We start from the raw sequence: 25,501 nt of genomic DNA, 5'->3' as shown, positions 1-25,501 counted from the left end.
GTGAGTTCGCCGTCCGCCGGTCGACCAGTTACCGCGGTCGAACAAACCGCCGAGGATGATCCCGTCGCGGGGCGCCTCAGGCGTAGGCAGGCGCTCCGTAGAGGCGGTCGAACAGCGCCGGCAGGCTGTCGGGCAGGCCCAGCAGCGGCCCGGAGGACAGCAGCAGCACGACCTCGTCGCCGCGCAGGTGCGAGAGCGCCTGCGTCGCGGCCTGGGCGTCAGCAACGCCTTCGACCGCGATGCCGGCGGCCTGGGCGCGGGCCAAAATCTCTTCGAAGGTCGATTGATGGTGGCTGCCGGCGCCGTGAACCGGCGGCGGGCAGATCAGCACCCGGGCGGCGCCGGTGAACACGGTGTCGTACCAAGGCAAGGCGTCGCGGCTGCGCCAACTGAAGGTGTGCGGCTCGAACACCACGACCAGGGGGCGCTCCGGATAGTGCAGCCGCATGGCGTCGATGGCCGAGTGGGCCTTTTCGTAGGAGCTGCCGAAGCCTTCGATCACGGGGATGCGCGAGGTGATGGTCAGGCGGTCGAGGCGGCGACGGATGCCGGCGAAGCTGGCCACGCCGGCCGCCAGCGCCTGTTCGGACACGAGGCCGCGTTCGAGCAGATAGGCGGCGACGCCGACCACGTTCTCGACGTTGTGGGCCCCGAGCAGCTGGGTGGTGAGCGCGATCGTCCGGCCGCCCGGACCGATCAGGTCGAAGGCGGTGGTTTCGCCGAACACGACATTGGCCGCATACCACCCGTCGCAGGGCTTGGTGTCGTACCAGACGACGCGCGCGGCGGTCTCGCCGGCCACGGCCCGCGTGGCCGGATGGTCGCGCAACACGGCCAGACCGTCGGCGGGCAGCTTGCGCAGCAGCAGACGGAAGGGCGCCTCGTACGCCTCGAAGGTCGGAAAGACGTTGACGTGGTCGTGGGCCAGCGAGGTCAGCAGCAGGTGGTTCGCGTGGTAGAGTTCGAACTTGGACCGCGGATCGGCCGAGGAGACGATGTACTCGTCGCCCTCCAGAACCACCTCGCCCCTCCCCCACTGACCGGTGGCCGGCAGCGACGGCGAAATGGCGCCGACCATCCAGCCAGGGCCGGTCCCCGCCTGTTGCAGCACATGGGCCATCAGGGCGGTGCAGGTCGATTTGCCGAACGAACCGGCGACGACGGTGACCGCACGATCGCGAGTCGCCTCGCCCAGCATCTCGGCGAAAGTGGTGACTCGCACGCCGCGCGCACGGGCGGCGACGACTTCGGGATTGTTCTCGGCGCCGAGCTTGGCGCTGGTCCCCAGCACCAGCACGTCGAGGCCGTCCGGCAGGTTCGCCGCGTCGAATCGTCGGTGGAACGGGAAGCCGAGGCCTTCGACATAGGTCGACATGGGCGGAAAGACGTCTTCGTCTGATCCGGAGATCTCGTGGCCCGCGTCGCGCATCATCAGGGCCACGGCGCTCATGCCCGCCCCAGCTATGCCGGTGAAATGGATACGCATTTCCGCCCTAAGTCTCACGATTTCGCCCCTGGTAGCGGCGAGCACGCGGCACGTCGAGGTGTCTCGGCGTCGCGCCCGTCCATTGGCGGCCAGGAGCGTTAATCGCCACTTAACCATCAGAGCGGGACCATGGCGGCGTCTTCCTTGAAGACACCCCACCATCACCGAACTTCGTTTCAAGCCCGGCTCCGGCCGGGCTCTTTTTTTGCTCTGTGGACAAAGTCGATTTGAGCGCTTGCACACCCGGCCCGTGCTGGGTATATCGCCGCCTCCAACGTGATCCCCGATAGCTCAGTTGGTAGAGCAGTCGGCTGTTAACCGACTTGTCGCAGGTTCGAGTCCTGCTCGGGGAGCCACTTGGATTTCGGGCGCAGAGCCACCCTTCCCCCCACAAGCCCCAGACTGCATCCGTTCAGCGCCCCGCGCGCCTGAGCACAGCCGCCAGCAGCACGAGCGCCGGCACGGCTCCGGTCGCGCGCGCCCGGCCGATGGTCACAGTGAAGCGCGCCGCCCGCTGCTTTCCGCCCAAGCCTTCAGGCGACGGGTCGATCGACCACTCGGCTCCGACCAGCCGCGCCGCCAAGGTCTTGGCGTGCCGATAGTCGCCCAGCAGGGCCAGGTTCAGTGAAATATGGTCGGTTGAATTCAGCGCCAGCGCTTCGGCCAGCTTGGCGGCGACCACGCCCGCCTCAGACCTCAGCAAGGGCCTGGCCTTCACCTCAAGGTATCCGGCGCAACCCTGGTTACCCGATGGACCCTCACCACGCATAACTCGAAATCCAACTACGCAAACATGACAATCTAGAGACCTAGCGGCACGCACAGTGCCGCCACCTGGACCAATCCGTATTTCAAGCGTGACAATTTCGACTTCACATAGTTGAGCGCGCCCACTGAACGACGCACTCTGAACTGGGCATATAGTTTCACTGGAGACCATATGCCGGCGCGTTGCCATGGCCACGCCGGGCGCTAAGCTGCCCGCCGAACCGGGAGGCAGACGATGAAGCGGCGGATGTTTCTAGGCGCAGTGGCGGCGCTGGCGGCTTCAAGCGCCGCGGCCCAGACGGCCGCCGGGCCGGTCAAGGTCCGGCTCGACACCGCCGACGGCCCCATCGTGCTCGAGCTCTACACCGACAAGGCCCCGGTCACGGCGAACAACTTCCTTCGCTATGTCGACGAAAAGCGTTTCGACGGCGCCACCTTCTATCGCGCGTCCAAGGTCCCGAACGCGCCCGAGTACGGCCTTGTCCAGGGCGGCCTGCAAAACGACCCCAAGCGGGTGCTGAAGCCGATCGCCCACGAGCCGACCACCAAGACCGGCCTGTCGCACGTCAACGGCGCCATTTCGATGGGGCGTACCGATCCAGGGACGGCGACGTCCGACTTCTTCATCTGCGTCGGCGACATGACCTATATGGACGCCGACCCCAAGCAGCCCGGCGACAACCTGGGTTTTGCGACGTTCGGCAAGGTCGTCGACGGCATGGACACCGTGAAGAAGATCCTGGCCGCCCCCACCTCCCCCACCGCTGGCGAAGGCGTGATGAAGGGCGAAATGCTGGCCAAGCCAGTGAGGATCATCACGGCGCGCCGCGAGACGCCCTAGAGAGCCATCGCGCGTTCCAGCACATCGTAAGCCCGGCCGTCGGCGCATTGGGCGACATTGAAGCGCATGTACCCCCGCGCGGATTGCGAGAGACTGAAGGCGTCGCCCGGCGCCAGCACGACGCCCTCGGCCAGCGCCCGCTGGGCGACCGGGGCGGCGTCCAACCCGGGCGGCAAGGCCATCCAGAGGAACATGCCGGCCTGAGGCGTGAGCCACGGCTCGAATCCAAGCGCCCGCAGACGCCGCAACGCCTCGCCGCGAGCCCGCGCGAGCCGCTCGCGCAGACTGGCCAGATAGCGGCGATAGCCGCTGTCAGTAAGGATGGCGCGGGTCAGCTCGGCAGCCAGTTGGCCACCGCCGAACGAGGTCGCGACCTTGAGGTCGACCAGATCCTCGATCCAACCGCCGCGCGCCGCGATAAAGCCGCAGCGGGCGGCGGCCGACAAGGTCTTGGAGAAGCTGCCGATATGGACCACCCGATCCAGTCCGTCGAAGGCCGCCAGGCGGGGCGCCGGCTCGATCTCCAGGTCGGCGTAGATGTCGTCTTCGATGATGGCGACCCCGTGCCGCTCGGCCAGCTTGAGCATGCGGTGAGCAACCACGGGGGACAATTGCGCGCCCGTCGGATTCTGAGGCCCGGAATTGGTGATGTAGAGGCGCGGACTGTGCTCGATCAGCCTTTGCTCGAAGACCTCGAGATCTGGTCCGCACGGCGTCCAGGGCGCGCCGATCACCTTGGCGCGGTGCGCGCGCAGCATGGCGTGGAAGTTGAAGTAGCAGGGGTCGTCGACGATCACCGTATCGCCGGGCTCGAGAAGGAACCGGCAGACGAGGTCGATCGCCTGCGTGCCCGACTCGGTCAGCATGATCTGCCCCGGCGGCGCCTCGACCCCATGCTCGGCCAACCGTCGCGACAGGAGCTGGCGCAGTGCCGGCGAGCCCAACGGCGGGCTGTAGTCGGTGAGGTTGGCGTGCGCAGCCCTCGCGAGGCCGCGCAAAGCCCGGCGGACCGCATCCTGGGGCATCCAGTCGGTCGGCAGCCAGCCGCAGCCCGGCATCAGAGCGTCGGGTCGCGCCTCCAGGGACTGGCGCGAGACCCAGAGCGGATCGATGGACCGGTCCAGCCGCGGCCCGATGTCCGCCAACGCCAAGGGCGGCGCACGGCCTGCGACGTAGAAGCCAGACCCGCGCCTCGCCTGGATCACGCCTTCGGCCGTCAGCCTGTCATAGGCCTCCACGACAGTCGACTTGGACACCCCCATGGCCGCGGCGAACGCGCGGATCGACGGCGCCTTCGCGCCAGGTTGCAGCGCCCGGCCGGCGATGCGCTGGCGGATCGCCGCCATCACTTGCTCGACGCGCGTCCCCTCGCCCTCAAACGCCATCTGTATCGCTATCCTGCTCAGTACAGTTCGGCCCAATTGTACCGCACCGTTCCTGGCTGAGCGAGCGCCCTGCAGCGCATACCGGTCACGAACGGAGACATGGGCATGGACGCCAAGGCGCGCGGCTGGCTGGACGGCTTTCTGGGGGTGGCGATCTTTTCGGGCTCGTTGCCAGCAACCCGGGTGGCCGTGGCCGACCTGTCGCCGACCTTCCTGACCGCGGCGCGCGCGACAATCGCCGGCCTGCTGGCGATCGCCCTGCTGGCCGCGTTCCGGGCTCCACGCCCCGAGCGGCGCGACCTGGCTCCGTTGGCGATGATGGGCCTGGGCGTGGTGCTCGGCTTTCCGATGCTGACCGCTCTGGCCCTGCGGCATGTCACAGCGGCCCATTCGATCGTGTTCGTCGGCCTGCTGCCGCTGACCACGGCGATCTTCGCGGTGCTGCTGGGCGGCGAGCGGCCCAAGCGCTCGTTCTGGATCTTCGCAGTCATCGGCGCGGGCGTGGTCGCGGGTTTCGCCTTCAGCCAAGGGGGCGAGGGCGCGATACAGGGCGACCTGCTGATGGTCGCGGCCATCGTCGTCTGCGGCCTGGGCTATGCCGAAGGCGGGCGCGTCTCGCGACGCCTAGGCGGCTGGCAGGCGGTCTGCTGGTCGCTGCTGCTCTGCCTGCCGTTGATGGCCCCGGCCGCGCTGCTGAGCCGTCCGGCGGACCTCGCAGCCGTCGGCGCGCCAGCCTGGACGGGTCTGGCCTATGTGGCGCTGTTCAGCATGTTGATCGGATGCGTGTTCTGGTACCGCGGCCTGGCCGCGGGCGGCGTGGCGGCGGTGGGGCAACTGCAGTTGCTGCAGCCGTTCATGGGGCTGGCCCTGGCGGCCGGACTGCTGGGCGAGCCGGTGGGCTGGTCGATGGCGGCGGTCACCGCGGCGGTGGTGCTGTGCGTGGCGGGCGCCAGGCGGTTCGCCTGACGCCCGCTGCAAAGTCCTAGTCCTTGGCCCGTTCGGAGTAGCTCCAGTCTTCCGTCAGGATGACCACGCGGGTGCCGGCGGTGATGTACGGCGGGACCATGATGCGCTGGCCGTTCGTCAGGATGGCCGGCTTGTACGACGACGAGGCCGTCTGGCCCTTCACCGACGGTTCGGTGTCGGCGATCTCGAAGGTGACGGTGCGCGGAAGTTCCATGGCGATCGGCACGCCCTCGTGCACCGAAAGGATCACCGAGAGGCCGTCGGTCAGCCACGGGGCGTTCTCGCCGACAGTTTCCTCCGACACCACGACCTGGTCGTAGGTTTCGGGCTGCATGAAGTGGTAGCCCTCACCGTCCTGATAGAGGAAGTTGTAAGTGCGGTCGTCGACGAAGGCGCGTTCGACCTGCTCGGTCGTGCGCCAGCGCTCCGACACCTTCACGCCGTCGGCGATGCGGCGCATGTTGAGCTGGGTGACCGGGGTACCCTTGCCGGGATGGATGTTTTCGGCGGTCAGGACGACATAGAGCTTGCCGTCCATGTCGACGACGGCGCCTTTCCTGAGCGAGCTGGCAGCGACCTTCACGTAGTTCGTCCTCAAGCCTATTGGGGAGGCCGGCCATCGGCCCCGCGCGATTCCGCCGAGCGGCGGTCTTGCCGCGCACCTATACGATGAAGGCGAAATTCGCCAGTCATGATCGAAATGGCCGCATAAGGGACGCCTGCGCCGATGACTTCACAATCGCCCTGGTGGCGGGCCGACATCCATCAGGACCGCCGGCCGTATCTGGAGGCGCGGGGCGCGATCACCCGGGCCGTGCGCCGCTGGTTCGAGGACCGAAGCTTCACCGAGGTCGAAGGCGCGGCGCTGCAGGTCTCGCCCGGAAACGAGGCGCATCTGCACGCCTTCGCCACGGAAATCATTGGCAATTCCGGCGAGACCTCGCCGCTCTACCTGCACACCTCGCCCGAGTTCGCCTGCAAGAAGCTGCTGGCGGCCGGGGAGACGCGGATTTTCGATTTCGCACGCGTCTGGCGAAACCGCGAGCGCGGGCCGTTGCACCATCCCGAGTTCACCCTGCTGGAGTGGTACAGAACGGACGAGCCCTACGAACAACTGATGGCCGACTGCGCGGACCTGCTGCGGCTGGCGGCGGAGACGGTGGGGGCCAAGACGCTTTCCTATCGGCAGCTATCCAGCGATCCTTTCCAGGAACCCGAACGGTTGAGCCTGCAGGAGGCCTTCCAGCGCCATGCGGGGATCGATCTGCTGGCCACGGTCGAGGCTGACGGGCGGACCGACCGCGACGGACTGGCCCGCGCCGCGATGCAGGCCGGGGTGCGGATCGCCGACGACGACGTCTGGGCCGACGTCTATTCGAAGGTCCTGGTCGAGAGGGTCGAGCCGAACCTGGGCATGGGGCGCGCGACCATCCTCTGCGAGTACCCGATCAGCGAGGCGGCGCTGGCCCGGCCAAAGGCTTCGGACCCACGGGTCGCCGAGCGCTTCGAGCTCTATGCCTGCGGCGTCGAGCTGGCCAACGCCTTCGGCGAGTTGACCGACCCGGTCGAGCAGCGTCGCCGCTTCCAGTGTGAAATGGACGAGAAGGCCAGGGTCTATGGCGAGCGCTATCCGATCGATGAAGACTTCCTCGCCGCCCTGCCCCACATGCCCGCCGCCTGCGGCTCGGCGCTCGGCTTCGACCGCCTGGTGATGCTGGCGACCGGCGCCCGCCGCATCGAGCAGGTGATCTGGACGCCGGTGGCCGACGTAGCGCCCTAGGCCGCATTTGCCGCCGCCGCCCGCATGCGCCATATGCGGGCGCCATGAGCACGCTTCGCAAACCTGGCGACCTGGTCGCGGCCGGGCTGGCGCCGCTGGAGCGGCTGCCCGAGCTCGAGCGCGTCGCCGCGCGCTATGCGCTGGCGATCACGCCTGACATGGCCGACCTCATCGACGCCGCCGACCCGGCCGATCCGATCGCGCGCCAGCTGATGCCGAGCGAGGCGGAGTTGGAGACCCTGGCCGAGGAAAGTCCCGATCCGATCGGCGACTTCGCCCATAGCCCTGTCGAGGGCATCGTCCACCGCTACCCCGACCGCGTGCTGCTGAAGCCGACCCATACCTGCGCGGTTTACTGCCGGTTTTGCTTCAGACGCGAGATGGTCGGCCCCGAGGGCCTGTCGAACCTGACGGCGTCCCAGCTCGACGCAGCGTTCGAGTACATCGCGCAGCGCCCGGAGATCTGGGAGGTCATCGTCACCGGCGGCGACCCGTTCGTGCTGTCGCCGCGGCGGCTGGCCGACATCTCGGCGCGGCTGGCTGCGATCGAGCACGTGAAGGTGGTGCGCTACCACACCCGCGTGCCTGTGGTGGATCCGACCGCCGTCACCGACGAACTCGTCGCGGCGATCCGGTGCGAGGGCAAGGCGGTCTATGTCGCCCTGCACGCCAACCATCCGCGCGAGCTGACGCAGCCCGCGCGCGCCGCCTGCGCCAAGATCATCGACGCAGGACTGCCGATGCTGAGCCAGACCGTGCTGCTGAAGGGCGTCAACGACGATCCGGAAACGCTGGGCGCGCTGATGCGAAGCTTCGTCGAGAACCGCATACGGCCCTACTATCTACACCAGGGCGACCTGGCGCCGGGCACCAGCCATCAGCGCACCAGCCTCGCCGAGGGCCGCGCGCTGATGAAGGCCCTGCGCGGCCGCTACTCCGGGCTCTGCCAGCCGACCTACGTGCTCGACATCCCGGGCGGCCACGGCAAGGTTCCGGTCGGCCCGAACTACGTCGGCGAGGCCAGCGTCGAGGACCCGAACGGCGCACTGCACGCCTATCCGCCGCGCGCCGATTGAGCGAACGCCGATCTTGGCCTAGCGTCCCCTATCCGAGGCTGGGCCGGGGGACGCAGGTGGCTTCGAAACGCTCGATCCTAACGGCGATCGCCCTGGGCGGAATCGTCGCCGCCACCCTCGACATCGGCGCGGCCATGATGATCAGCGGCGCCGGCTTGACCACGATCCTCCACTTCATCGCCAGCGGCCTGATCGGTAAGGCCGCGTTCGACGGCGGCGCCGCCACGGCGGTGCTGGGCGCGGCGCTGCAGGAGCTGATGGGCCTGATCATCGCGGCCGTGTTCGTTCTGACGAGCCTGGTTGCGCCGGCGCTGCGGCGGGCCTGGGTCATCTCGGGCCTGGGCTACGGTGTCGTGATCTACGCGGTCATGAACTATGTGGTCATGCCGCTGTCAGCGATCGGCCGGGTTCCGAAGTTCAGCGTCGAGGCTGTGATCAAGAACGGCCTGGCCATGCTGGCCTTCGGCCTGATCGTCGCTTGGTTCGCCAAGCGGAGCCTGCCGGCGAATTAGCCCACGATGTTCCGCGCCACGGCTTCGGCGACCTTGATGCCGTCGATGGAGGCCGAGAGGATGCCGCCGGCGTAGCCTGCGCCTTCGCCGGCCGGATAGAGCCCGAGCGTATTGAGGCTCTGGAAATCCTTGCCGCGGGTGATGCGGACCGGCGAGGAGGTGCGGGTCTCGACGCCGGTCAGCACTGCGTCGGCATGGTCGAAGCCGGGGATCTGGCGGGCGAAGGCCGGCAGAGCCTCACGGATCGCCGCGATGGCGAAGTCCGGCAGACAGGTCGACAGGTCAGTCGGCGTGACGCCCGGGCGGTAAGAGGGAACGACCTCGCCCAGGCTGATCGAGGGCTTGCCGGCCAGGAAGTCGCCGACCCGCTGGCCGGGCGCGGCGTAGGTCCCGCCCCCGGCGACGAAGGCCTGGGACTCCCAATGGCGCTGAAGCTCGATCCCGGCCAGCGGGTGGCCGGGATAGTCCTCGTCCGGGGTGATGCCGACGACGATGCCGGCGTTGGCGTTCCGCTCGTTGCGGGAATACTGGCTCATGCCGTTGGTGACGACGCGCCCCGGCTCGGAGGCGGCGGCGACCACCGTGCCGCCCGGGCACATGCAGAAGCTGTAGACCGTGCGGCCGTTGGAACAGTGGTGCGAGAGGCTGTAGGCCGCCGCGCCCAGGTCCTTGTGCCCGGCGCTGGTACCGAACCGGGCGCGGTCGATCCAGGACTGCGGATGCTCGATGCGAAAGCCGAGCGAGAACGGCTTGGCCTCGATGTGGACGCCGCGGTCGTAGAGCGTGCGGAAGGTGTCGCGGGCGCTGTGGCCGAGGGCCAGGACCACGTGGTCAGCCTCGATGTAGCCGCCGTCCTGCAGATGCAGGCCGACGAGCCGGCGCTGGCCGCCCTCCTCCACGACGTCGAAGTCCTCGACCTTGTGCCCGAACCGGTACTCGCCGCCGAGCGCCTCGACCTTTTCGCGCATGGCCTCGACCATGGTCACGAGCCGGAAGGTCCCGACGTGCGGATGGGCCTCGGTCAGGATCTCAGGCGGTGCGCCGGCGGCCACGAACTCGGTCAGCACCTTGCGACTGAGGAAGCGTGGATCCTTGATCTGGCTGTAGAGCTTGCCGTCGGAGAAGGTGCCGGCGCCGCCCTCCCCGAACTGGACGTTGGATTCGGGATGCAGCTTGCCGCGCCGCCAGAGGTCCCAGGTGTCCTTGGTGCGCTCGCGCACGACCTTGCCGCGCTCAAGGATGATCGGCTTGTACCCCATCTCGGCCAGGATCAGGCCGGCGAACAGGCCGCAGGGTCCGGCGCCGATGACCACCGGGCGCTTGGCGAGCCCGGCCGGGGCCTGGGCCACGTGACGATAGGCCATGTCGGGCGTCGGCTGGACGTTGCGGTCGCCGGCGTGACGCGCCAGCACCGCGGCCTCGTCGGTCACCACGACATCGACCGTGTAGACCATCAGGATCGCCGACTTGCGTCGCGCGTCATTGGCCCGGCGGAACACCTCGAATGAGACGAGTTCGGCCTCGGGACCGGCCAGCTTGGCCAGCACGGCCGTGCGCAGGTCCTCCGGCGGATGGCCCAGGGGCAGCTTGATTTCGGTCAGTCGCAGCATCGGGGGCTTGTAGCCTTCCCTCCCTCCTGTGGGGAGGGTGGAGGGAAAATTCAGTCCGCCACCGGCACGGTATAGTTCAGCGCCAGGCGGCCGCCATCGGGATAGATGGTCTGGCCCGTGATGTAGGAACTGTCGTCGCTGGCCAAAAACACGGCGACCTTGCCGATCTCGTCGGTCTCGCCGAAGCGGCCCAGCGGCGTGCGTTGCAGCACCCGGCGGCGGGCGTCGTCATTTTCCAGCACGCCCTTCAGGATGTCGGTGACGATCGTCCCCGGGCCGATGGCGTTCACCCGCACGCCGTACGGCGCCAGACCCAAGGCCATGGCCTTGGTCAGCTGCGCCAGACCGCCCTTGGAGGCGACGTAGGCGACTTGTCCCGGGATCGCGAGCACCGCGTTGATCGAGGACATGTTGATGATCGAGCCCTTGATCTTGGCGTCGACCATGTGGCGGGCGACCGTCTGGCCGACCACGAACGGGGCGCGGAGGTTCACCGCCATCACCCGGTCGAAGTCCTCCAACTCGGCGTCGAGGATATCGCCCGGGACCAGCATCCCGGCGTTGTTGACCAGCACGTCGACCTTGCCGAGGAGCGCCGCAGCCCGGATCACCGCCTGTCGGGCGGCGTCGGCGTCGGCGAGATCGCAGGCGAGCGCATGGACCTGGCGGCCGCTAGCTTCCGACAATTGTTCGGCGGCGGCGATCACCCGCGCCTCGTCGAGGTCGAGCAGGACGAGGTCGCAGCCCTCGGCGGCGAAGGCGCGGGCGCAGCCCAGGCCGATGCCGCCGGCTGCGCCGGTGATTAGCGCCGAGCGTCCCGAAAGACGGCCGCTCACCACGCCCCCGTGTTCGGCATCGAAGCCCAGGGTTCGGCTGGCTCTTTGCGCGGACCGGCCTGCAGCAGTTCGATCGAAATGCCGTCGGGCGAACGGACGAAAGCCATGTGGCCGTCGCGTGGCGGCCGGTTAATCGTCACCCCGCCGTCCGCCAGCCGTTGGCACGTCGCGTAGATGTCGTCGACCGCATAGGCCAGATGGCCGAAATTGCGGCCGCCTTGATAATCCTCCGGGTCCCAGTTGTAGGTCAGCTCGACCATCGGGGCATTGGCCGCCAGCGCCGCCTCGCGGTCCGCCGGGGCGCAAAGGAACACCAGGGTGAATCGTCCCCCCGGATTTTCGCTGCGCGAGACTTCGACCAGGCCGAGCTTGTTGCAATAGAAGTCGAGCGAGGCGTCGAGGTCGGTCACCCGGACCATAGTGTGCAGGTATTTCACGGCGGCGTACTTTCCTTGCAGACGGCGGATATTGGAGCGTCGGCGGCGTTAAAGAGCAAGCAAGGCCATGCTGCAATCCTGCGGCGCCGGGGGCACATTATCCGCCCTTTAGGTTGTCTGTCCGCGATTTCATTTGCAGTCGCAGAACGGCGGCATCAGAAGACGTCAAAAGCTGATTTCTGCGGTCCGGGCATACGACTGCGATTCAGATGTGGTCGCGACTTCGTTGCTGCCCGGGGGGAAACAACTGAATGCGTATCAAATCACAGTATCTGTTTGTGATCGCGGTGGTCGTGGTGCTGGTGCTGGCCTTCACCGTCGGCACGGTCGCGAACCGCGCAGGCAAATCCGGAAAGGCCGAGGCGAAGACCGCCGACGCCCTGCCGACCGTGCAGGCGATCATGACCCCGGAAGCCACGCATGAATACGTCGTGGCCATTCGCGGCCGGACGGAGGCCGCCCGCAGCGTGGTGGTCCGTTCGGAGACCGCCGGCGTCGTCGCCGCCACACCCGCGATTGAAGGTTCGTTCGTGCGCAAAGGCACGGTCCTGTGCCGCCTGAACGTCGACGCCCGCCAAGCCACGCTGGACCAGGCCCGCGCCAACCTGCGTTCGCGCCAATTGCAGCAGAAGGCCTCGGCCGACCTTGCGGCCAGGGGCTATCGCTCACAGACCCAGGTGCTGCAGGACCAGGCCAACCTGGACGCCGCCGCGGCCACGGTCCGCCAGGCCGAGCTGGGCGTCGAGCAAATGAGCATCCGCGCGCCGTTCGACGGCGTGTTCGACAAGCGCGACGCGGAGGTCGGCGCCTATCTGTCCCCCGGCCAGCCCTGCGGCACGATGATCGAGCTCAATCCGCTGCTGATCGTCGGCGATCTGCCGGAAACCGAAGCCTCGAAGGTCAAGGTTGGCTCGACCGCCAACGCCCAGTTGACCTCCGGCGAGACCCTGGCCGGCAAGGTGCGTTACGCTGCGCGCGAAGCCGATGCTCAGACCCGCACCTATCGTATCGAGATCACCACCGCGAACCCGCAGATGACCCGCTCGGGCCTGTCGGCGGCGGTGCGGATCAACGCCGGGTCGGGCCCGGCTCACCTGGTGCCGCTGTCCTCGCTGGTGCTCGACGCAGCCGGTCGCCAGGGCGTGCGCTACGTCCTGGCTGACGACAAGGTCGCGTTCGCGCCGATCAAGGTGCTGGAAGAGACCCCGCAGGGCATCTGGGTGACGGGCCTGCGCGGCCCCGCCCGCGTGATCACCGTCGGCCAATCGTACGTGGCCGAAGGTCAGAAGGTTCGAGTGGCCGCGGCGCGCTAAGCGCGCCCCTGCTCATCAGGAGACGAGGCTATGATCGGACCTCTGATCGACGGCGCGATCAAACGGCGCAAGGTGGTGCTGGCCGTCACCCTGATCGCCAGCCTGTTTGGGTTTTTCGCCTATCTGTCGATGCCGCGGGAATCCAACCCGAACATCGACTTCCCGTTCATCACCGTGGTGGTGCCCTATCCTGGCGTCAGTCCCGAGGACGCCGAGCGCCTGCTCGTTCGGCCGCTGGAGACCGAGCTCCAGACCATCGAGGGCGTCAAGGAGATGAACGCGGTGGCCCGCCAGAGCATGGCGATCGTGAACCTGGAGTTCGAGGCCGACTTCGACAAGGACAAGGCCCTGGGCGAGGTCCGCGCCAAGGTCGACCTGGCCCGCGGCAAGTTCCCGCCCGACGCCGAGGAGCCGATCATCGAGGAGGCCAACGCGTCCGGCGAGCCGATAATCGGCATCGTGCTGTCCGGCGCGGCCCCCGAGCGCACGCTGTTCCACATCTCGCGCAACCTTCAGGATCGGCTGGAAAGCACGCCCGGCGTACTCGAGGTCTATCTGAACGGCGGACGCGAAGAGCTTCTGGAAGTCACCATCGACCCGGTGCGCATGGAGGCGGCCAACGTCTCGCCCGGCGAACTGGCTCAAGTGATCGGCCGCAACAACCAGCTGGTGCCGGCCGGCAACCTGGAATCGGGGGCGGGCAAGTTCGCGGTCAAGGTCCCCGGCGTGGTCAATCAGCCGGGCGACATCCTGGCCCTGCCGATCAAGAAGAACGGCGACCGGCTGATCACCGTCGGCGACATCGGCGACGTGCGACGGACGTTCAAGGAAGCCAATTACATCACGCGCTTCAACGGCCAGCCTGCGTTCTCGGTGGACGTGGCCAAGCGCTCGGGGGCCAACGTCCTCGACACCGTGAAAGAGGTTCGAAAGGTCGTCGCCGAGGAGCAGAAGCGCTGGCCCGAAACGGTCAAGGTCTCCTACATCTTCGACGAAAGCGACTTCATCGGCCGCACCCTGGTGGTGTTGGAGAGCGGTCTGCTGATCGCCACCATCCTGGTCATGCTGATCATCGTGGCGACCCTGGGTATCCGCCAGGGGCTGATGGTCGGCTCGGCGATCCCCGCCTGCTTCATGCTGGCCTTCCTGATGCTCAACGCCACCGGCGTGACCTTGAACCAGATGGTCATGTTCGGCCTGGTGCTGGCGGTCGGCATCCTGGTCGACGGCGGCATCGTGGTGGTCGAGTACGCCGATCGGAAAATGGCCGAGGGCATGTCCAAGGAGGAAGCCTTCGCCGCAGCCGGCAAGCGCATGTTCTGGCCGGTTCTGAACGGCACCCTGACGACGCTGTGCGCCTTCCTGCCGTTCCTGTTCTGGAACTCGATCCCGGGCAAGTTCATGAGCTTCCTGCCCATGACCCTGTTCTACGTGCTGGGCGCGTCGATTTTCATCGCGCTGATCTTCACACCGGCGCTGGGCTCGATCTTCGGCCGCAAGGCCGCGGTGGACGAAGCGCATCTGGCTGAGATCGAGAAGTCCGAACGCGGCGACCCGCGCGAGATGACCGGCTTCATGGGCTGGTACGCGCGGACCGTCGACACGCTAGGCCGGCACCCGACCACGACCATGTTCGCTACGCTGGCGATCATCGTGCTGGTGGTCATCGCATTCCGGGCCGAGAACAAGCCGACCGAGTTCTTCCTGCAGCAGGACCCGGAGTACGTGTCGGTCTACGTCAAGGCGCGGGGCAACCTCTCGCCGCAGGCCCAGGACCAGATCGTGCGGCAGGTCGAAAACCGGCTGATCGGCCTGAAAGGCGTCAATTCGATCTTCGTGCGGTCGGGCACCGCCAGCCCCGGCGGCGGGCCGAACTCGATCCCCAATGACACGATCGGGCGCATCAGCCTTGATTTCGTCGACTACGAGGACCGACTGGAACTGGGCCTGGTGGGCAAGGACATCGCCAACGAGGTGCGCAAGCGCGTCGCCGGAATCCCCGGCGTCGAGGTTGAGGTGCGCGAACCGCAGGGCGGCCCCCCGGTCGGCAAGGACGTGCAGGTCGAGCTGCGCAGCCAGGACCCGGCGGCGCTGAACAAGGCCGCCGATCTCGTGAAAGCCAAGCTGGCGGCCGACCGCCAGTTGCACGAGCTTGAGGACAACCGGACCTCGCCCGGCATCGAATGGAACATGACCGTCGACCGCGAGGCCGCCGGGCGCTACGGCGTCGACGTGCTGACCGTCGGCCAGGCGATCCAGTTCGTGACCGGCGGGGTGCTTGTCGGGCGCTTCCGTCCCGACGACGCCGACGACGAGCTCGACATCCGCGTGCGGTTCCCGCCCGAGAGCCGGAATGTCGCCGCCTTCGACACTCTGAAGATCCCGACCCAGTTCGGCCCGGTGCCGGCCAGCTACTTCATCAAGCTGGCCCCGGCCCAGCAGGTGACGACGATCCAGCGGCGGGACGGCCAGCGGCTGGCGGTGATCCAGGCCAACACCGTCGAGGGCGTGGCGGCGAGCCACAAGATCGGCGAGCTGCGGCCCTGGCTCGAGAAGGCGAACATCGACCCGAACGTGCGCTGGAAGTTCACCGGGGCCGACGAGGAAGGCCAGGAGGCGGCCCGGTTCTTCGTCGTCGCCATGGCGGTGTCGCTGTTCCTGATGGGCGTGATCCTGCTCTGGCAGTTCAACTCGTTCTACGGCGTGGTGGTGACGCTCTCGGCGGTGGCGCTGTCGACGGTCGGCGTGCTGCTGGGCGTGGTCGTGAACGTCGCGCACACCTTCGACTACATCTCGGTGATCATGCTGGGGACCGGCGTCGTGGCCCTGGCCGGGGTCGTCGTCGGCCACAACATCGTGCTGGTCGACACTTACTACCAGCTGCGGCGGGCCGGCTTCCCGGCCGACGAGGCGGCGGTGCGGGCGGCGACCCAGCGGTTCCGGCCGGTCATGCTGACCACGCTGGTGACCGTCGTCGGCCTGCTGCCGCTGATGTTCCAGCTGCACCCGAACTTCCACGGCATGCACATGGAGTACAAGGCCCCTGGGTCCGAGTGGTGGGTGCAGCTGTCGGGCGCGGTGGTCTGGGGCCTGTCCTTCGCCACGCTGCTGACGCTGATCCTGACGCCGGTGATGCTGGCTGCGCCGAAGGTCTACGGTCAGCGGTTCGGCGCGCTGGCCGATCGACTGGGCCTGCGTCGTCGCAAGCGCCGCAGCAATGACGTCGTCGCCGGCGCAGAAAGCGAAGTCGCCAACGCCGCGGAGTAGGTCCTCAGACCTCGCGCGTCAGCCGGCGACGGTTGGCGCGCACCCTGCGGCGATAGAGCGCCATGGCCTTGGCCGCCCCGGCGTGCGGCGCGCCGCTCATGGCGCCGAGCGCGATCTCGGTCTGGGCGGCCATCGCCGCCGACACCTTCTCGGCGACCATGCGCTGGGCCTCCGCGGCAGCCCCTGCCCCGCCCCCGGCCAGCTTCATCATCCGCAGCGCCACCACCTGGCTGGACTCGGCCCCGAGCCAGAAGGCGTCCATCGATAGCTTCAGCCAGGGATTGGAATTGAACATCGGCGCGCGCCTTGAGGACCTCGGGAGGCGGACCCTAGACCCAGTCTAGTGGGCCCGTCACGCCTCGCGGGTCTGACGACGCCAAAGGGCCGCATACTCGCCGCCCTTTTCGAGCAGTTCGGCATGGCGGCCGCGCTCGACGATGCGACCGCGGCGCAGGACCAGGATGAGGTCGGCGTCGACGATGGTCGACAAGCGGTGGGCGATGACCAGGGTCGTGCGGCCGGCGCGGACTTTGCGCAGCGTCTCCTGGATGGCGGCCTCGGTCGGGCCGTCCAGGGCGCTCGTCGCCTCGTCGAGGATCAGCAGGCGCGGATCGGCCAGCAGGGCGCGGGCGATGCCGACGCGCTGGCGCTCGCCGCCCGAGAGCTTGAGGCCGCGCTCCCCGACCAGGGTGGCGAGCCCGTTCGGCAGGCTGTCGATGAATCCGCCGAGTTCGGCCGCATCGGCCGCCGCGCGGATTTCGGCCTGGCTCGCCCCTGGCCGGGCAAAGGCGATGTTGGCGGCCATGGTGTCGTTGAACAGCGCTACGTCCTGCGGCACCAGGGCGATCGCCTGCCGCAGGGAGCTCTGCTGGACCTGGCGCAGGTCGACCCCGTCCAGGGTGATCCGGCCGCTCTGCGGATCGATCAGGCGCAGGGCCAAGCGGATGGCCGTGGTCTTGCCGGCCCCGGACGGGCCGACCAACGCCACCGTCGCGCCCGGCGGGGCATGGAAGCTGACATCGATCAGGCCGGTCGATCGGGCGTCGTGACGGAACTCGACGTCCTCGAACGCGATGTCGGCCCCTCGGCCGCTGGCCGGCGGCAACGGGCGGGCGTCCGGAGCGTCGACGATGTCGGGCTTCACCGCGCGCAGTTGGACCATCTGCTCCATGTCGATGAAGGCCTGGCGAATTTCGCGATAGTTGAAGCCCAGCATGTTGAGCGGGCCGTAGATGCCGATCAGCAGCAGGATCGCCATGGTGACGTCGCCGATCCGCATGCGGCCGTTCATCACCTCGTATCCAGCCATGACCGTCATCAGCGCCAGGCCCAGGTTCAGCACCAGGGCCTGGACGGCGTTGAGCATGGCCAGCGAGGCGTTGGCGCGGACGCCGGCGCGGACATAGTCTGCCATGGCCGCTTCGTAGCGGTCGACGGTGCGCTCCTCCGACCCGAAGGTCTTGACCGTCTCATAGTTCAGCAGGGCGTCCACCGAGAGACCGGCGCTGCGGCTGTCGGCCTCGTTCAGCTCGCGCCGGTGGCTGAGACGCCAGTCGGTGATCTTGAAGGTCAGGGTCGCATAGAGAACGATGGTGACGAAGGCCGTGGCCGCGAAGCGCCAGTCGAGCCGCATGGCCATGACCGCCATGGCCAGCACCAGCTCGATCGCGGTCGGCCCCAGATTGAAGACCACGCTGCGCATCAGGAAGTCGGTGGAGCGCGCGCCGCGGTCGATGACGCGGGCGAGCGTCCCGGTCTGCTTGCCCTGATGATAGTCGAGCCCAAGCGCCAGGGTGTGGGCGAACGTCTCGGTCGCCGCTTTCGCCATCGTCGTCTGGGCGACCACCGTGAAGATCATGTCGCGCAGATTCGGCGCGCACGCCGCGACGAGCCGCAGCCCCGCGAAGGCCAGGGCCAGCAACAGAAAGTCGAAGCCGAGCTGCGCCGCCTGCCCCGCGCCGGGCGCAAGGCGATTGATCGCGTCGCCGAGCGCCACGGGAGCGGCGACACCGGCCGCCTTGCCCGCGAACACCAGGGCCAGGGACGCAGCCACGCGCCAGCGCAGCCCCGGCGCGCCGGAGCGCATCACCAGCGCAGCCAGGTCGCCCATCGAACGCCAGAAGTCGAATTTCACAGATGCTGGAGCAATCGCGTCAGGCTGGCGGCGCGCAGCCATGGCCGGGGTCATGAACAGCTCACTTTAGAAGGATCGTCGACTGAACGCCGCCGCCCGGCGTCATCCAGTCGATGCGCAAGCCGGCGGGCGTCGCGGCCGCGCGGAACGGTCCGCTGGACAGGGCCGCCGCCGGCGTCGCATCGATCTCGACAGGATTTTCGGTTGCGTCGCCGAAGACGTCGATCTGGCGGCGTCCCGCGGGCAGCGCCTGGGTCAGCGAGAGGACGTAGCGGCCGCGGGCGTCGGCGCGCCCCTCGGCCAGCTTGCGGCCGTCGACATGGACGCTGAGCGCCGCGCCAGCCGGGGCGCGGCCAGAGACCACCGCCCCGCCCTCGCGGTCGAAATCGACCGCATCCATATCGTTCCGGCCCGCCCGCCCGACGCGCAATGCACCGGCTCCGGCCCGCAAAAGGGCGGCCTCGCCATCGGGCGTCAGCAACAGGTAGCCCTCGCTCTGCACCGTGCGGCCGCCGGTGGTCGCCGACAGGCCGTAAATCTGCGGCTGGGTCCCGCGCGGCGTCGTCAGCCCCCAAAAACCTTTGGAATCAGCATCGGCGAACAGCGCCTTGCCCTCCGGCGTCGCCAGCCGCACGCGTGATGACGCAGGCGCCGCGCCGCTGATCTGCAGGCTTTCGCCGTCGAGCCGCACCTGGCTCACCACCGGCGGCGTCAGGTAGCCGGCGTCGGCCTGCATCGGCGCGCTCTTGGCAGCGGTCGGCGCGCGGGGCGCCGGCTCCTGGCCGCAGGCGGCGAGCCCAAGAGCGATCGCCGTCAACAGCGGCAAGCAGAAGGCGGCGCGGCGTCGGGTCAGCTTGAAACTCCTTGGCTCTCGGCCTAGCTAATCGGTCTTTCCCGACGCCTTCGCAAGCGCGCCGCGTCGATTCTCCAGGAGCTTCATCAAATGGGCGACGCGCCCGACCGCCTCGACTCCGTTTGCGTCTTCTGCGGCTCTTCGGATGCCGCCGATCCGGCCCTTCTGGCCAGCGCGGCCGAGCTCGGCCGCGGCTTGGCCGCCGCGGAGCTGACGATGATCTATGGCGGCGGCGGGGTCGGCTTGATGGGCGCCTGCGCCATCGCCGCGCACGAGGCCGGCGGCAAGGTTCTGGGCGTCATCCCGGCCTTCCTGAAGGAGCGCGAGCGCCGGCTGGACGTCGTCGAGACGGTGACCGTCGAGTCGATGCACGAGCGCAAGATGATGATGTTCGAGCGTTCGGACGGCTTCGTCGTGCTGCCTGGCGGCATCGGCACCCTGGAAGAGGTGGTCGAACTGCTGTCCTGGCGGCGCCTGGACCTGCACGGCAAACCTGTGGTGTTCTACAATCCCGACGGTTTCTGGGAGCCCCTGTTCCACCTGTTCCAGCACACGGTCGACCAGCACCTGACGCCGCCCAGCTTCATGGAGAGCTGGGTCGCGGTCGACACGATCGATGAGATCATCCCGGCCCTGCGCCGCGGCGTGCCCGCCGGCCCCGACGCCGCGGCCGACGTCGCCCAACTGACCTAAGGCCGAAAGCGCTCCAGCAGCACCACTTCGCCGTGATAGTCGGCGCGGGCGTACTCCCGGAAGCCGGCCTTGGCCGCGGCGCGCAGCGAGGGCTCGTTCTGCGGGCTGATCATGCAGACCGTCCGCCCGCCGGCCAGATTGGCGTCGGCCCAGGCCAGGGCCGCGGCGATCGCCTCGCTGGCGTAGCCTTTGCCGTGCACCAAGGGGCTCAGCACCCAGCCCATTTCCGGCGTGTCGCCGAACCCGGGCTGGAAGTCGCGCATGAAGTCGGCCAGGCCCAGTTCGCCGACGAATCGGCCTGACGGCTTCTCGCAGATCGCCCAGAAGCCGAAGCCCATCTCGCGCCAGTGCCCGACATATCGCAGCAGCCGCGCCCAGGACTCCTCCCGCGTGAAGGCGCGGCCGCCGATGTGGCGGATGACGTCAGGATCGCGCCACAGCGCGGCGCAGTCGTCGAGATCGCTCTTGGCGTGCGGCCGCAGGATCAGCCGCTCGGTCTCGATGACGGGTGCGATCACTTGCTGACCACGTCCCGGAAGCCGTTGACGATCGGATAGCGGCGGTCCCGGCCAAAGGCGCGGGCGCCGACCTTCACGCCCGGGGCAGCCTGGCGGCGCTTGTATTCGGAGTTGTAGAGGAGCCGCTGGATGCGCTCGACGGTCTCGGGCGCATGGCCACGGGCGACGATCTCGTCGAGGGTCGCCTCCTCCTCGACCAGCCCGTGCAGGATGGCGTCGAGTTCAGCGTATTCCGGCAGGCTGTCCTGGTCCTTCTGGTCGGGCCGCAGCTCGGCCGACGGCGCCTTGGTCAGGATGCGCTCGGGTATCGGATCAGCGGCGACGCCGTACGGATCGTTGGCGTTGCGCCAGTCGCAGACGGCATAGACCTCGGTCTTGTAAATGTCCTTGAGGACGTTGTAGCCGCCGCACATGTCGCCATAGAGCGTGGCGTAGCCGACCGCCATCTCCGACTTGTTGCCTGTCGTCATCAGCATCAGGCCGAGCTTGTTGGAGAGCGCCATCAGCGACAGGCCGCGGGCGCGGGCCTGGATGTTCTCTTCGGTCAGATCCGGGGCCTTGCCCTCGAAGTGCGGGGTCAGCATCTGGGCGAAGGCGTCGATGGCGGGAACGATGGAGATCTCGTCCAGCCGCACGCCCAGCCGCTTGGCGCAGTCCTCGGCGTCGTCGAGGCTGTCCTGGCTGGTGTAGCGCGAGGGCAGCATGAAGCAGCGGACCCGATCCGGGCCGAGCGCATCGGCCGCGACCACTGCGCTGATCGCCGAGTCGACGCCGCCGGAGAGGCCCAGCAGCACGCCCGGGAAACCCGACTTATTCACATAGTCGCGCAGGCCCAGGACCATGGCGCGGTAGACCTCCTCAGGCCCCGAAACCCAGTCGGCCATCGGCGCCTCGACGCAGGCCCATCCGTCGGCGCCCTTTTCCCAGATGGTCAGGGCGAAGGCTTCCTCGAACATCGGCAGGCGCATGACCACCTCGCCCTGGGCCGAGAGCGCGAAGGAGCCGCCGTCGAAGACCAGCTCGTCCTGGCCGCCGACCTCGTTGACGTAGAGCATCGGCATGCCGGTCTCGGCGACGCGCGCCTTGGCCACGCCCATCCGCTCGTGGTCGGCGGTGCGGCGGAACGGCGAGCCGTTCGGCACCAGCAGGATCTCGGCGCCCTTGGCCTTCAGATCGGCGCAGATCGCGTCGGACCAGATGTCCTCGCAGATCGGCGCGCCGAGCTTGACGCCCTTCCATTCGAAGACGCTGGCGGAGGCCCCGGCCTCGAACACGCGCTTTTCGTCGAAGACCCCGTAGTTGGGCAGGTCGCCCTTGATCGCCAGACCCTTGATCTCGCCCTCGGCGAGAAAAGCCAGGGCGTTGTGCGGTCGCCCGCCCGCCTTGGCGTTGGGCCAGATGACTCCGACCAGGGCGGCGGGGCCGTCCTTGGTGTCGAGGGCCAGGCGCTCCACCGCAGCCTTGCCGGCGGCCCAGAACGCCGGCTTCAGCGCCAGGTCCTCAGGCGGATAGCCGTTGATGAACAGCTCGGAGAAGACCGCGACGTCGGCGCCGGCGGCCTTGGCCTGCGCCAGGCGTTCACGGGCCAGCGCCTCGTTATGGGCGATCGCGCCCACGGTCGGGTTGGCTTGAATGGCGGCGATGACGAGGCGCGTGGACATGCCTGTCATGTAACGTCCGTCATCGAGCTGGACTAGAGCCGGGACGTGCGCGCGGTCAAATTCGCCGCCGCGAAACCATCACCGGCCAGCAAAGAAAAAGGGCGGCCCCGAAAGACCGCCCTTGAAATCTAGTCGTCCCGGTGGACCCGTTCGCGGCGCTCGTGCCGCTCCTGGGCCTCGAGGCTCAGCGTCGCGATCGGACGGGCTTCGAGGCGGGCGACCCCGATCGGCTCGCCGGTGTCCTCGCAGTAGCCGTACGACCCGTCCTCGATACGCCGCAGCGCTTCGTCGATCTTGGAGATCAGCTTGCGCTGGCGATCGCGGGTGCGGAGCTCCAGGGCTCGGTCGGTTTCCGACGTCGCCCGATCCGCCAGATCAGGATGGTTCTCTGTCTCAGCCTGGAGGTGAGCCAGAGTTTCCCGGGACTCCCGCAGGATGTCCTCTTTCCAGTTCAGCAGCTTCTGTTTGAAATACTCGAGCTGCCGCTCATTCATGAATTCCTCGTCCTCGGAAGGACGATATTCAGGCTTTTCCGCCAACATCGTGGCCGTGCTCATAGACGCCTCAAGCCCCCTCGGTACATCAACCCGACGAAACGCGGGCTGCTTATACCAAATAGAAATCCGCTTTCAACGAACCTTGCTCGCCGTAGGCGATTACGCCGCACGATTCGCGCGTTCGAGTTTTGCTAGCTCCACGGCAGCACGGGTTTCAATCTCGTTCAATACACCTTCCAGGCGTTCGTCGTCGCAGCCCTGACGCTCCTCGGCGACCGCCCGTTTCAGGCGCTCTAGATCGTCCATCGAGACGTCGCCGGAAAGGAGCGCGATCTTCACGTCTTCGAGAACGTCGAGGATCTTGCCGGCGCGGCCGACCGCGCGGCGGCGGCGTTCCAGCGGTCCGCCGATGTCCTGCAGGGCCAGGATCGCATCGACGCTCATCACGCCGCCCACCCCGCCGGCGCGGGCGACCTGCGCTGCGCCAGCCGCCGCCGGGGGTTGGGCGATCTGGAAACCTCCTCCGCCGGCGGGCTTAGCCTTGCCCGGTCCGGCGGCGGATCCAACGCCGCTTGTTCCGCTGACCTTCATGAAAGGCCCTCTACCATGGTTCGCCCCAAATCTCTCGGGGCAAGCTTATGGTATGGTTAATGCCGGGCAATTTCTGCCGCCAGGCGCCTGCCGCGCGGCGCGGCGCCAACCCTCACCTTTGATTTTGCTGGCTAATTGAACTGGCACGCCTGTCGCAAGGGACCAGCAAACTCTTTGCCGTCCGTATTGCGTCGAGGTCCCATGCGCCGAACCTTCCGCCTCTTCAGCGCCGCGTTCATCGCCGCCGCCCTGGTCTCCGGGCCGGCCCTCGCCAAGTCGCGGATCAAGGACATCGTCGAGTTCGAGGGCGTGCGCGACAATATGCTGGTCGGCTACGGCCTGGTGGTCGGGCTCAACGGCACCGGCGACAGCCTGCGCAACGCGCCGTTCACCCGTCAGAGCCTGGAGGCCATGCTGGAGCGGCTGGGGGTCAACACCCGCGACACCAACCTCAACACCAAGAACGTCGCCGCCGTGATGGTGACCGCCCGCCTCCCCGCCTTCGTCGCCGCCGGCGCGCCGATCGACGCCACGGTCTCGGCGATGGGCGACGCGAAAAGCCTGCAGGGCGGCACTCTGCTGGTCACCCCGCTGCTGGGCGCCGACGGCCAGGCCTACGCGGTCAGCCAGGGCACAGTGCAGACCGGTTCGATCTCCGCCGGCGGCGCGTCGGGCTCGTCGGTCTCGAAGGGCGTGCCCACGGCCGGTCGGATCGCGGGCGGCGCCATCGTCGAGCGCGAGATCGGCTTCCAGATGGCCAACATGGGCGAACTGCGCATGACCCTGCGCAACCCCGACTTCTCCACCGCCCGCAAGATCGCCGACGCGGTCAACACCCGCTTCCCGGGGTCGGCGCGAGCCGACAACCCGACGATCGTCACCCTCCGCTCGCCAGGGGGCCAGGACATGGTCTCGTTCATGTCCCAGGTCGAAAACCTGAGCGTCGAGACCGACAGCCCGGCGAAGGTGGTGATCGACGAGGTCGCCGGCGTCATCGTCATGGGCGAGAACGTCCGCGTCTCCACCGTCGCCATCGCCCAGGGCAACCTGACCATCACCGTGCGCGAGAGCCCGGCGGTCAGCCAGCCGGCCCCGTTCAGCCAGGGCCGGACGGCGGTGGTGCCGCAGTCCGACGTCCAGGTGGACGAAGAGAAGGGCAAGAAGTTCATCACCGTGCGCGATGGGGCCTCGCTGGCCAGCCTGGTCGCCGGGCTGAACGCCTTGGGCGTCACCCCGCGGGACATGATCTCGATCCTGCAGACCATCAAGGCGGCCGGCGCGCTGCAAGCCGACATCGAGGTGATGTGATGGACCTGGGCTCCACCTTCAGCATCCCGCCTCAGGGGACGCCGCAGCTGACCGCCGAGCAACTGGCCAAGCGCGGTCAGATCGAGAAGACCGCCAAGGACTTCGAGAGCTCGTTCCTGTCGGTGATGTTCACCCAGATGTTCAAGGACGTCGGCGCCGAGGCCCCCTTCAACGGCGGCCACGGCGAGGCGGCGTTCAAGTCGTTCATGAGCGACGCCATGGCCAAGCAGGTGACCAAGGCCGGGGGCGTGGGCCTGTCCGACCGGGTCGCCCAGGAAATGTTGAAGCTTCAAGGTTTGAGTTAGGAGAGTTTGGCATGGCGATCTCCGCCACGGACGCGACCGACCGCGTCGAACAACTGATCGTTCTGACCGAGCGCCTAACCGAGTTGATCGCCCACGAGGCGCTGGCGTTCGAGGAGCGCCGGCCGCAGGACGCGGCGCTGCACATCGAGGAAACCTCGAAGCTGGCCAACATCTACCGCCACGAGTCGGCCCGCGTGCGCGCCAACCCGAACCTGGTGGCCGGCGCGCCGCTGATGCAGCGCACCCGGCTGATCCGCGCCACCGAGGCCTTCGACGCCGTGCTGGCCCGCCAGGGCCGCGCGCTCGACGCCGCCAAGACCGTCACCGAGGGCCTGGTCCGGGCGATCGCCGAGGAAGTCGCCTCCAAGCGCAACACCGGCTCGGGCTACGGCCGCGGCGGCGCGGCCTCGCCGGCGGCCTCGGCCACCTCGATCACGCTGAACAAGCGGGCCTAGGCGTCACGCCGGCTTTTCACCATGGCTCGTCGTGGCCGCCGCCCTGGAAAGCGCTGGGCTTATGGATGCCCGGTACGCATGCGCGGACGGGTATGACGAATCTGCCGGCGTCTCGGATCAATTTGGTGGTCAGCCCTTCTGGCGGCCCGCCTTAGAAATTAAACGCTTGTTTGACCCTGGGTCATGGGCCTAGTTTGCGCTGGTCGTCG

At 68.1% G+C, this 25,501-nt stretch carries 25 protein-coding genes and 1 tRNA gene; 12 read left to right on the top strand and 14 right to left on the bottom strand.

Features of this window, described 5'->3' with window-relative positions:
• Nucleotides 1-76 precede the first annotated feature (76 nt).
• Nucleotides 77-1,486 carry a Mur ligase family protein gene (locus GGQ61_RS01750; protein ID WP_183769653.1) on the bottom strand — a complete coding sequence of 470 codons (1,410 nt, stop codon included), beginning with the start codon at nt 1,484-1,486 and terminating at the stop codon, nt 77-79.
• 280 nt (nt 1,487-1,766) lie between these two features.
• On the opposite strand from GGQ61_RS01750, the gene GGQ61_RS01745 reads away from it, so the two are divergent.
• Nucleotides 1,767-1,842: transfer RNA gene (locus GGQ61_RS01745), tRNA-Asn, on the top strand.
• 56 nt (nt 1,843-1,898) lie between these two features.
• Here the strand turns inward: GGQ61_RS01745 and GGQ61_RS01740 are convergent.
• Nucleotides 1,899-2,189, bottom strand: coding sequence for a hypothetical protein (locus GGQ61_RS01740; RefSeq protein WP_183769652.1), 291 nt, complete (start codon nt 2,187-2,189; stop codon nt 1,899-1,901).
• Nucleotides 2,190-2,501: 312 nt separating this feature from the next.
• Between GGQ61_RS01740 and GGQ61_RS01735 the strand changes: the two genes are divergently transcribed.
• Nucleotides 2,502-3,095, top strand: a complete 594-nt coding sequence (locus GGQ61_RS01735) for a peptidylprolyl isomerase (RefSeq protein ID WP_246370415.1) — start codon at nt 2,502-2,504, stop codon at nt 3,093-3,095.
• Here GGQ61_RS01735 and GGQ61_RS01730 read toward each other — a convergent pair.
• Complete coding sequence (locus tag GGQ61_RS01730) at nt 3,092-4,480, bottom strand: aminotransferase-like domain-containing protein (protein WP_183769650.1); 1,389 nt, start codon at nt 4,478-4,480, stop codon at nt 3,092-3,094. The genes GGQ61_RS01735 and GGQ61_RS01730 overlap by 4 nt on opposite strands.
• A 105-nt stretch (nt 4,481-4,585) precedes the next feature.
• On the opposite strand from GGQ61_RS01730, the gene GGQ61_RS01725 reads away from it, so the two are divergent.
• A complete protein-coding gene (locus tag GGQ61_RS01725) occupies nt 4,586-5,446 on the top strand; it encodes a DMT family transporter (protein WP_183769649.1) in 861 nt (286 codons plus the stop codon).
• A 16-nt stretch (nt 5,447-5,462) separates the two neighbouring features.
• Here the strand turns inward: GGQ61_RS01725 and efp are convergent, their stop codons facing one another.
• Nucleotides 5,463-6,029 (bottom strand): elongation factor P, encoded by a 567-nt coding sequence (gene efp / locus GGQ61_RS01720; RefSeq protein ID WP_183769648.1) that lies wholly within the window; start codon nt 6,027-6,029, stop codon nt 5,463-5,465.
• A 144-nt stretch (nt 6,030-6,173) separates the two neighbouring features.
• On the opposite strand from efp, the gene epmA reads away from it, so the two are divergent.
• The 3 genes from epmA to GGQ61_RS01705 are packed head-to-tail and all read left to right on the top strand — an operon-like array spanning nt 6,174 to nt 8,814.
• Nucleotides 6,174-7,226 (top strand): EF-P lysine aminoacylase EpmA, encoded by a 1,053-nt coding sequence (gene epmA, locus GGQ61_RS01715; protein WP_183769647.1) that lies wholly within the window; start codon nt 6,174-6,176, stop codon nt 7,224-7,226.
• A 44-nt stretch (nt 7,227-7,270) separates the two neighbouring features.
• A complete protein-coding gene (locus tag GGQ61_RS01710; protein WP_183769646.1) occupies nt 7,271-8,302 on the top strand; it encodes a lysine-2,3-aminomutase-like protein in 1,032 nt (343 codons plus the stop codon).
• Nucleotides 8,303-8,358: 56 nt separating this feature from the next.
• Nucleotides 8,359-8,814, top strand: coding sequence for a hypothetical protein (locus GGQ61_RS01705; RefSeq protein ID WP_183769645.1), 456 nt, complete (start codon nt 8,359-8,361; stop codon nt 8,812-8,814).
• Here GGQ61_RS01705 and GGQ61_RS01700 read toward each other — a convergent pair.
• Genes GGQ61_RS01700 through GGQ61_RS01690 form a run of 3 tightly spaced genes read right to left on the bottom strand, consistent with a single transcriptional unit; the run spans nt 8,811 to nt 11,697 of the window.
• On the bottom strand, nt 8,811-10,424 hold the full coding sequence (locus tag GGQ61_RS01700) for an NAD(P)/FAD-dependent oxidoreductase (protein ID WP_183769644.1): 1,614 nt from the start codon (nt 10,422-10,424) through the stop codon (nt 8,811-8,813). The two genes, GGQ61_RS01705 and GGQ61_RS01700, sit on opposite strands and share 4 nt — an antisense overlap.
• A 50-nt stretch (nt 10,425-10,474) precedes the next feature.
• Entirely contained in the window at nt 10,475-11,260 is a 786-nt protein-coding gene (locus GGQ61_RS01695; protein WP_221220806.1) for a glucose 1-dehydrogenase, read from the bottom strand.
• The gene (locus tag GGQ61_RS01690) at nt 11,257-11,697 is read right to left on the bottom strand and encodes a VOC family protein (protein ID WP_183769642.1); all 441 of its coding nucleotides are present in this window, start codon (nt 11,695-11,697) and stop codon (nt 11,257-11,259) included. Before GGQ61_RS01690 ends, GGQ61_RS01695 begins: the two co-directional genes overlap by 4 nt.
• Before the next feature lie 251 nt (nt 11,698-11,948).
• Here GGQ61_RS01690 and GGQ61_RS01685 point away from each other — a divergent pair, with 251 nt between their 5' ends.
• Both GGQ61_RS01685 and GGQ61_RS01680 read left to right on the top strand, forming a co-directional pair.
• Nucleotides 11,949-13,010: an efflux RND transporter periplasmic adaptor subunit gene (locus GGQ61_RS01685; RefSeq protein WP_183769641.1), complete on the top strand. Its 1,062-nt coding sequence runs from the start codon at nt 11,949-11,951 to the stop codon at nt 13,008-13,010.
• Between the two features lie 30 nt (nt 13,011-13,040).
• Nucleotides 13,041-16,277: an efflux RND transporter permease subunit gene (locus tag GGQ61_RS01680; RefSeq protein WP_183769640.1), complete on the top strand. Its 3,237-nt coding sequence runs from the start codon at nt 13,041-13,043 to the stop codon at nt 16,275-16,277.
• 4 nt (nt 16,278-16,281) lie between these two features.
• Here GGQ61_RS01680 and GGQ61_RS01675 read toward each other — a convergent pair whose 3' ends face one another.
• Genes GGQ61_RS01675 through GGQ61_RS01665 form a run of 3 tightly spaced genes read right to left on the bottom strand, consistent with a single transcriptional unit; the run spans nt 16,282 to nt 19,147 of the window.
• The gene (locus GGQ61_RS01675) at nt 16,282-16,572 is read right to left on the bottom strand and encodes a hypothetical protein (protein ID WP_183769639.1); all 291 of its coding nucleotides are present in this window, start codon (nt 16,570-16,572) and stop codon (nt 16,282-16,284) included.
• 57 nt (nt 16,573-16,629) lie between these two features.
• Nucleotides 16,630-18,465 (bottom strand): ABCB family ABC transporter ATP-binding protein/permease, encoded by a 1,836-nt coding sequence (locus GGQ61_RS01670; RefSeq protein ID WP_246370412.1) that lies wholly within the window; start codon nt 18,463-18,465, stop codon nt 16,630-16,632.
• Between the two features lie 7 nt (nt 18,466-18,472).
• A complete protein-coding gene (locus GGQ61_RS01665; protein ID WP_183769638.1) occupies nt 18,473-19,147 on the bottom strand; it encodes a hypothetical protein in 675 nt (224 codons plus the stop codon).
• Between the two features lie 207 nt (nt 19,148-19,354).
• Between GGQ61_RS01665 and GGQ61_RS01660 the strand changes: the two genes are divergently transcribed.
• The gene (locus GGQ61_RS01660; protein ID WP_183769637.1) at nt 19,355-19,957 is read left to right on the top strand and encodes an LOG family protein; all 603 of its coding nucleotides are present in this window, start codon (nt 19,355-19,357) and stop codon (nt 19,955-19,957) included.
• On the opposite strand, the gene GGQ61_RS01655 is transcribed toward GGQ61_RS01660, so the two are convergent.
• From GGQ61_RS01655 to fliX, 4 genes are all read right to left on the bottom strand, one after another.
• Nucleotides 19,954-20,475 (bottom strand): GNAT family N-acetyltransferase, encoded by a 522-nt coding sequence (locus tag GGQ61_RS01655; protein ID WP_183769636.1) that lies wholly within the window; start codon nt 20,473-20,475, stop codon nt 19,954-19,956. The two genes, GGQ61_RS01660 and GGQ61_RS01655, sit on opposite strands and share 4 nt — an antisense overlap.
• Complete coding sequence (locus GGQ61_RS01650) at nt 20,472-22,136, bottom strand: NAD+ synthase (RefSeq protein ID WP_183769635.1); 1,665 nt, start codon at nt 22,134-22,136, stop codon at nt 20,472-20,474. Before GGQ61_RS01650 ends, GGQ61_RS01655 begins: the two co-directional genes overlap by 4 nt.
• Before the next feature lie 128 nt (nt 22,137-22,264).
• Nucleotides 22,265-22,693, bottom strand: coding sequence for an RNA polymerase-binding protein DksA (dksA, locus tag GGQ61_RS01645; protein ID WP_183769634.1), 429 nt, complete (start codon nt 22,691-22,693; stop codon nt 22,265-22,267).
• Nucleotides 22,694-22,792: 99 nt separating this feature from the next.
• Nucleotides 22,793-23,224 (bottom strand): flagellar assembly regulator FliX, encoded by a 432-nt coding sequence (gene fliX, locus GGQ61_RS01640; protein WP_183769633.1) that lies wholly within the window; start codon nt 23,222-23,224, stop codon nt 22,793-22,795.
• 201 nt (nt 23,225-23,425) lie between these two features.
• Here fliX and GGQ61_RS01635 point away from each other — a divergent pair, with 201 nt between their 5' ends.
• From GGQ61_RS01635 to GGQ61_RS01625, 3 genes are read left to right on the top strand one after another with little or no spacing between them, the layout of a single operon-like run.
• Nucleotides 23,426-24,532, top strand: a complete 1,107-nt coding sequence (locus GGQ61_RS01635) for a flagellar basal body P-ring protein FlgI (RefSeq protein ID WP_183769632.1) — start codon at nt 23,426-23,428, stop codon at nt 24,530-24,532.
• Nucleotides 24,532-24,837 (top strand): rod-binding protein, encoded by a 306-nt coding sequence (locus GGQ61_RS01630; RefSeq protein ID WP_183769631.1) that lies wholly within the window; start codon nt 24,532-24,534, stop codon nt 24,835-24,837. Before GGQ61_RS01635 ends, GGQ61_RS01630 begins: the two co-directional genes overlap by 1 nt.
• Before the next feature lie 11 nt (nt 24,838-24,848).
• Nucleotides 24,849-25,292, top strand: coding sequence for a flagellar basal body protein (locus GGQ61_RS01625; RefSeq protein ID WP_183769630.1), 444 nt, complete (start codon nt 24,849-24,851; stop codon nt 25,290-25,292).
• The last annotated feature ends 209 nt before the right edge of the window (nt 25,293-25,501 follow it).

Source organism: Phenylobacterium haematophilum (assembly GCF_014196295.1).
In the GTDB taxonomy this organism is placed as follows: Bacteria; Pseudomonadota; Alphaproteobacteria; order Caulobacterales; family Caulobacteraceae; genus Phenylobacterium; species Phenylobacterium haematophilum.
This window is presented reverse-complemented; position numbering and strand designations above follow the sequence as displayed.

Excerpts from the sequence above, each read along its gene's own strand:
- GGQ61_RS01750 (WP_183769653.1), bottom strand. The coding sequence starts at position 1,486 with ATGCGTATCCATTTCACCGGCATAGCTGGGGCGGGCATGAGCGCCGTG.
- GGQ61_RS01735 (WP_246370415.1), top strand. The coding sequence starts at position 2,502 with ATGTTTCTAGGCGCAGTGGCGGCGCTGGCGGCTTCAAGCGCCGCGGCC.
- GGQ61_RS01730 (WP_183769650.1), bottom strand. The coding sequence starts at position 4,480 with ATGGCGTTTGAGGGCGAGGGGACGCGCGTCGAGCAAGTGATGGCGGCG.
- GGQ61_RS01725 (WP_183769649.1), top strand. The coding sequence starts at position 4,586 with ATGGACGCCAAGGCGCGCGGCTGGCTGGACGGCTTTCTGGGGGTGGCG.
- epmA (WP_183769647.1), top strand. The coding sequence starts at position 6,174 with ATGACTTCACAATCGCCCTGGTGGCGGGCCGACATCCATCAGGACCGC.
- GGQ61_RS01710 (WP_183769646.1), top strand. The coding sequence starts at position 7,271 with ATGAGCACGCTTCGCAAACCTGGCGACCTGGTCGCGGCCGGGCTGGCG.
- GGQ61_RS01700 (WP_183769644.1), bottom strand. The coding sequence starts at position 10,424 with ATGCTGCGACTGACCGAAATCAAGCTGCCCCTGGGCCATCCGCCGGAG.
- GGQ61_RS01685 (WP_183769641.1), top strand. The coding sequence starts at position 11,949 with ATGCGTATCAAATCACAGTATCTGTTTGTGATCGCGGTGGTCGTGGTG.
- GGQ61_RS01680 (WP_183769640.1), top strand. The coding sequence starts at position 13,041 with ATGATCGGACCTCTGATCGACGGCGCGATCAAACGGCGCAAGGTGGTG.
- GGQ61_RS01675 (WP_183769639.1), bottom strand. The coding sequence starts at position 16,572 with ATGTTCAATTCCAATCCCTGGCTGAAGCTATCGATGGACGCCTTCTGG.
- GGQ61_RS01670 (WP_246370412.1), bottom strand. The coding sequence starts at position 18,465 with ATGACCCCGGCCATGGCTGCGCGCCGCCAGCCTGACGCGATTGCTCCA.
- GGQ61_RS01665 (WP_183769638.1), bottom strand. The coding sequence starts at position 19,147 with ATGCAGGCCGACGCCGGCTACCTGACGCCGCCGGTGGTGAGCCAGGTG.
- GGQ61_RS01660 (WP_183769637.1), top strand. The coding sequence starts at position 19,355 with ATGGGCGACGCGCCCGACCGCCTCGACTCCGTTTGCGTCTTCTGCGGC.
- GGQ61_RS01650 (WP_183769635.1), bottom strand. The coding sequence starts at position 22,136 with ATGTCCACGCGCCTCGTCATCGCCGCCATTCAAGCCAACCCGACCGTG.
- dksA (WP_183769634.1), bottom strand. The coding sequence starts at position 22,693 with ATGAGCACGGCCACGATGTTGGCGGAAAAGCCTGAATATCGTCCTTCC.
- fliX (WP_183769633.1), bottom strand. The coding sequence starts at position 23,224 with ATGAAGGTCAGCGGAACAAGCGGCGTTGGATCCGCCGCCGGACCGGGC.
- GGQ61_RS01635 (WP_183769632.1), top strand. The coding sequence starts at position 23,426 with ATGCGCCGAACCTTCCGCCTCTTCAGCGCCGCGTTCATCGCCGCCGCC.
- GGQ61_RS01630 (WP_183769631.1), top strand. The coding sequence starts at position 24,532 with ATGGACCTGGGCTCCACCTTCAGCATCCCGCCTCAGGGGACGCCGCAG.
- GGQ61_RS01625 (WP_183769630.1), top strand. The coding sequence starts at position 24,849 with ATGGCGATCTCCGCCACGGACGCGACCGACCGCGTCGAACAACTGATC.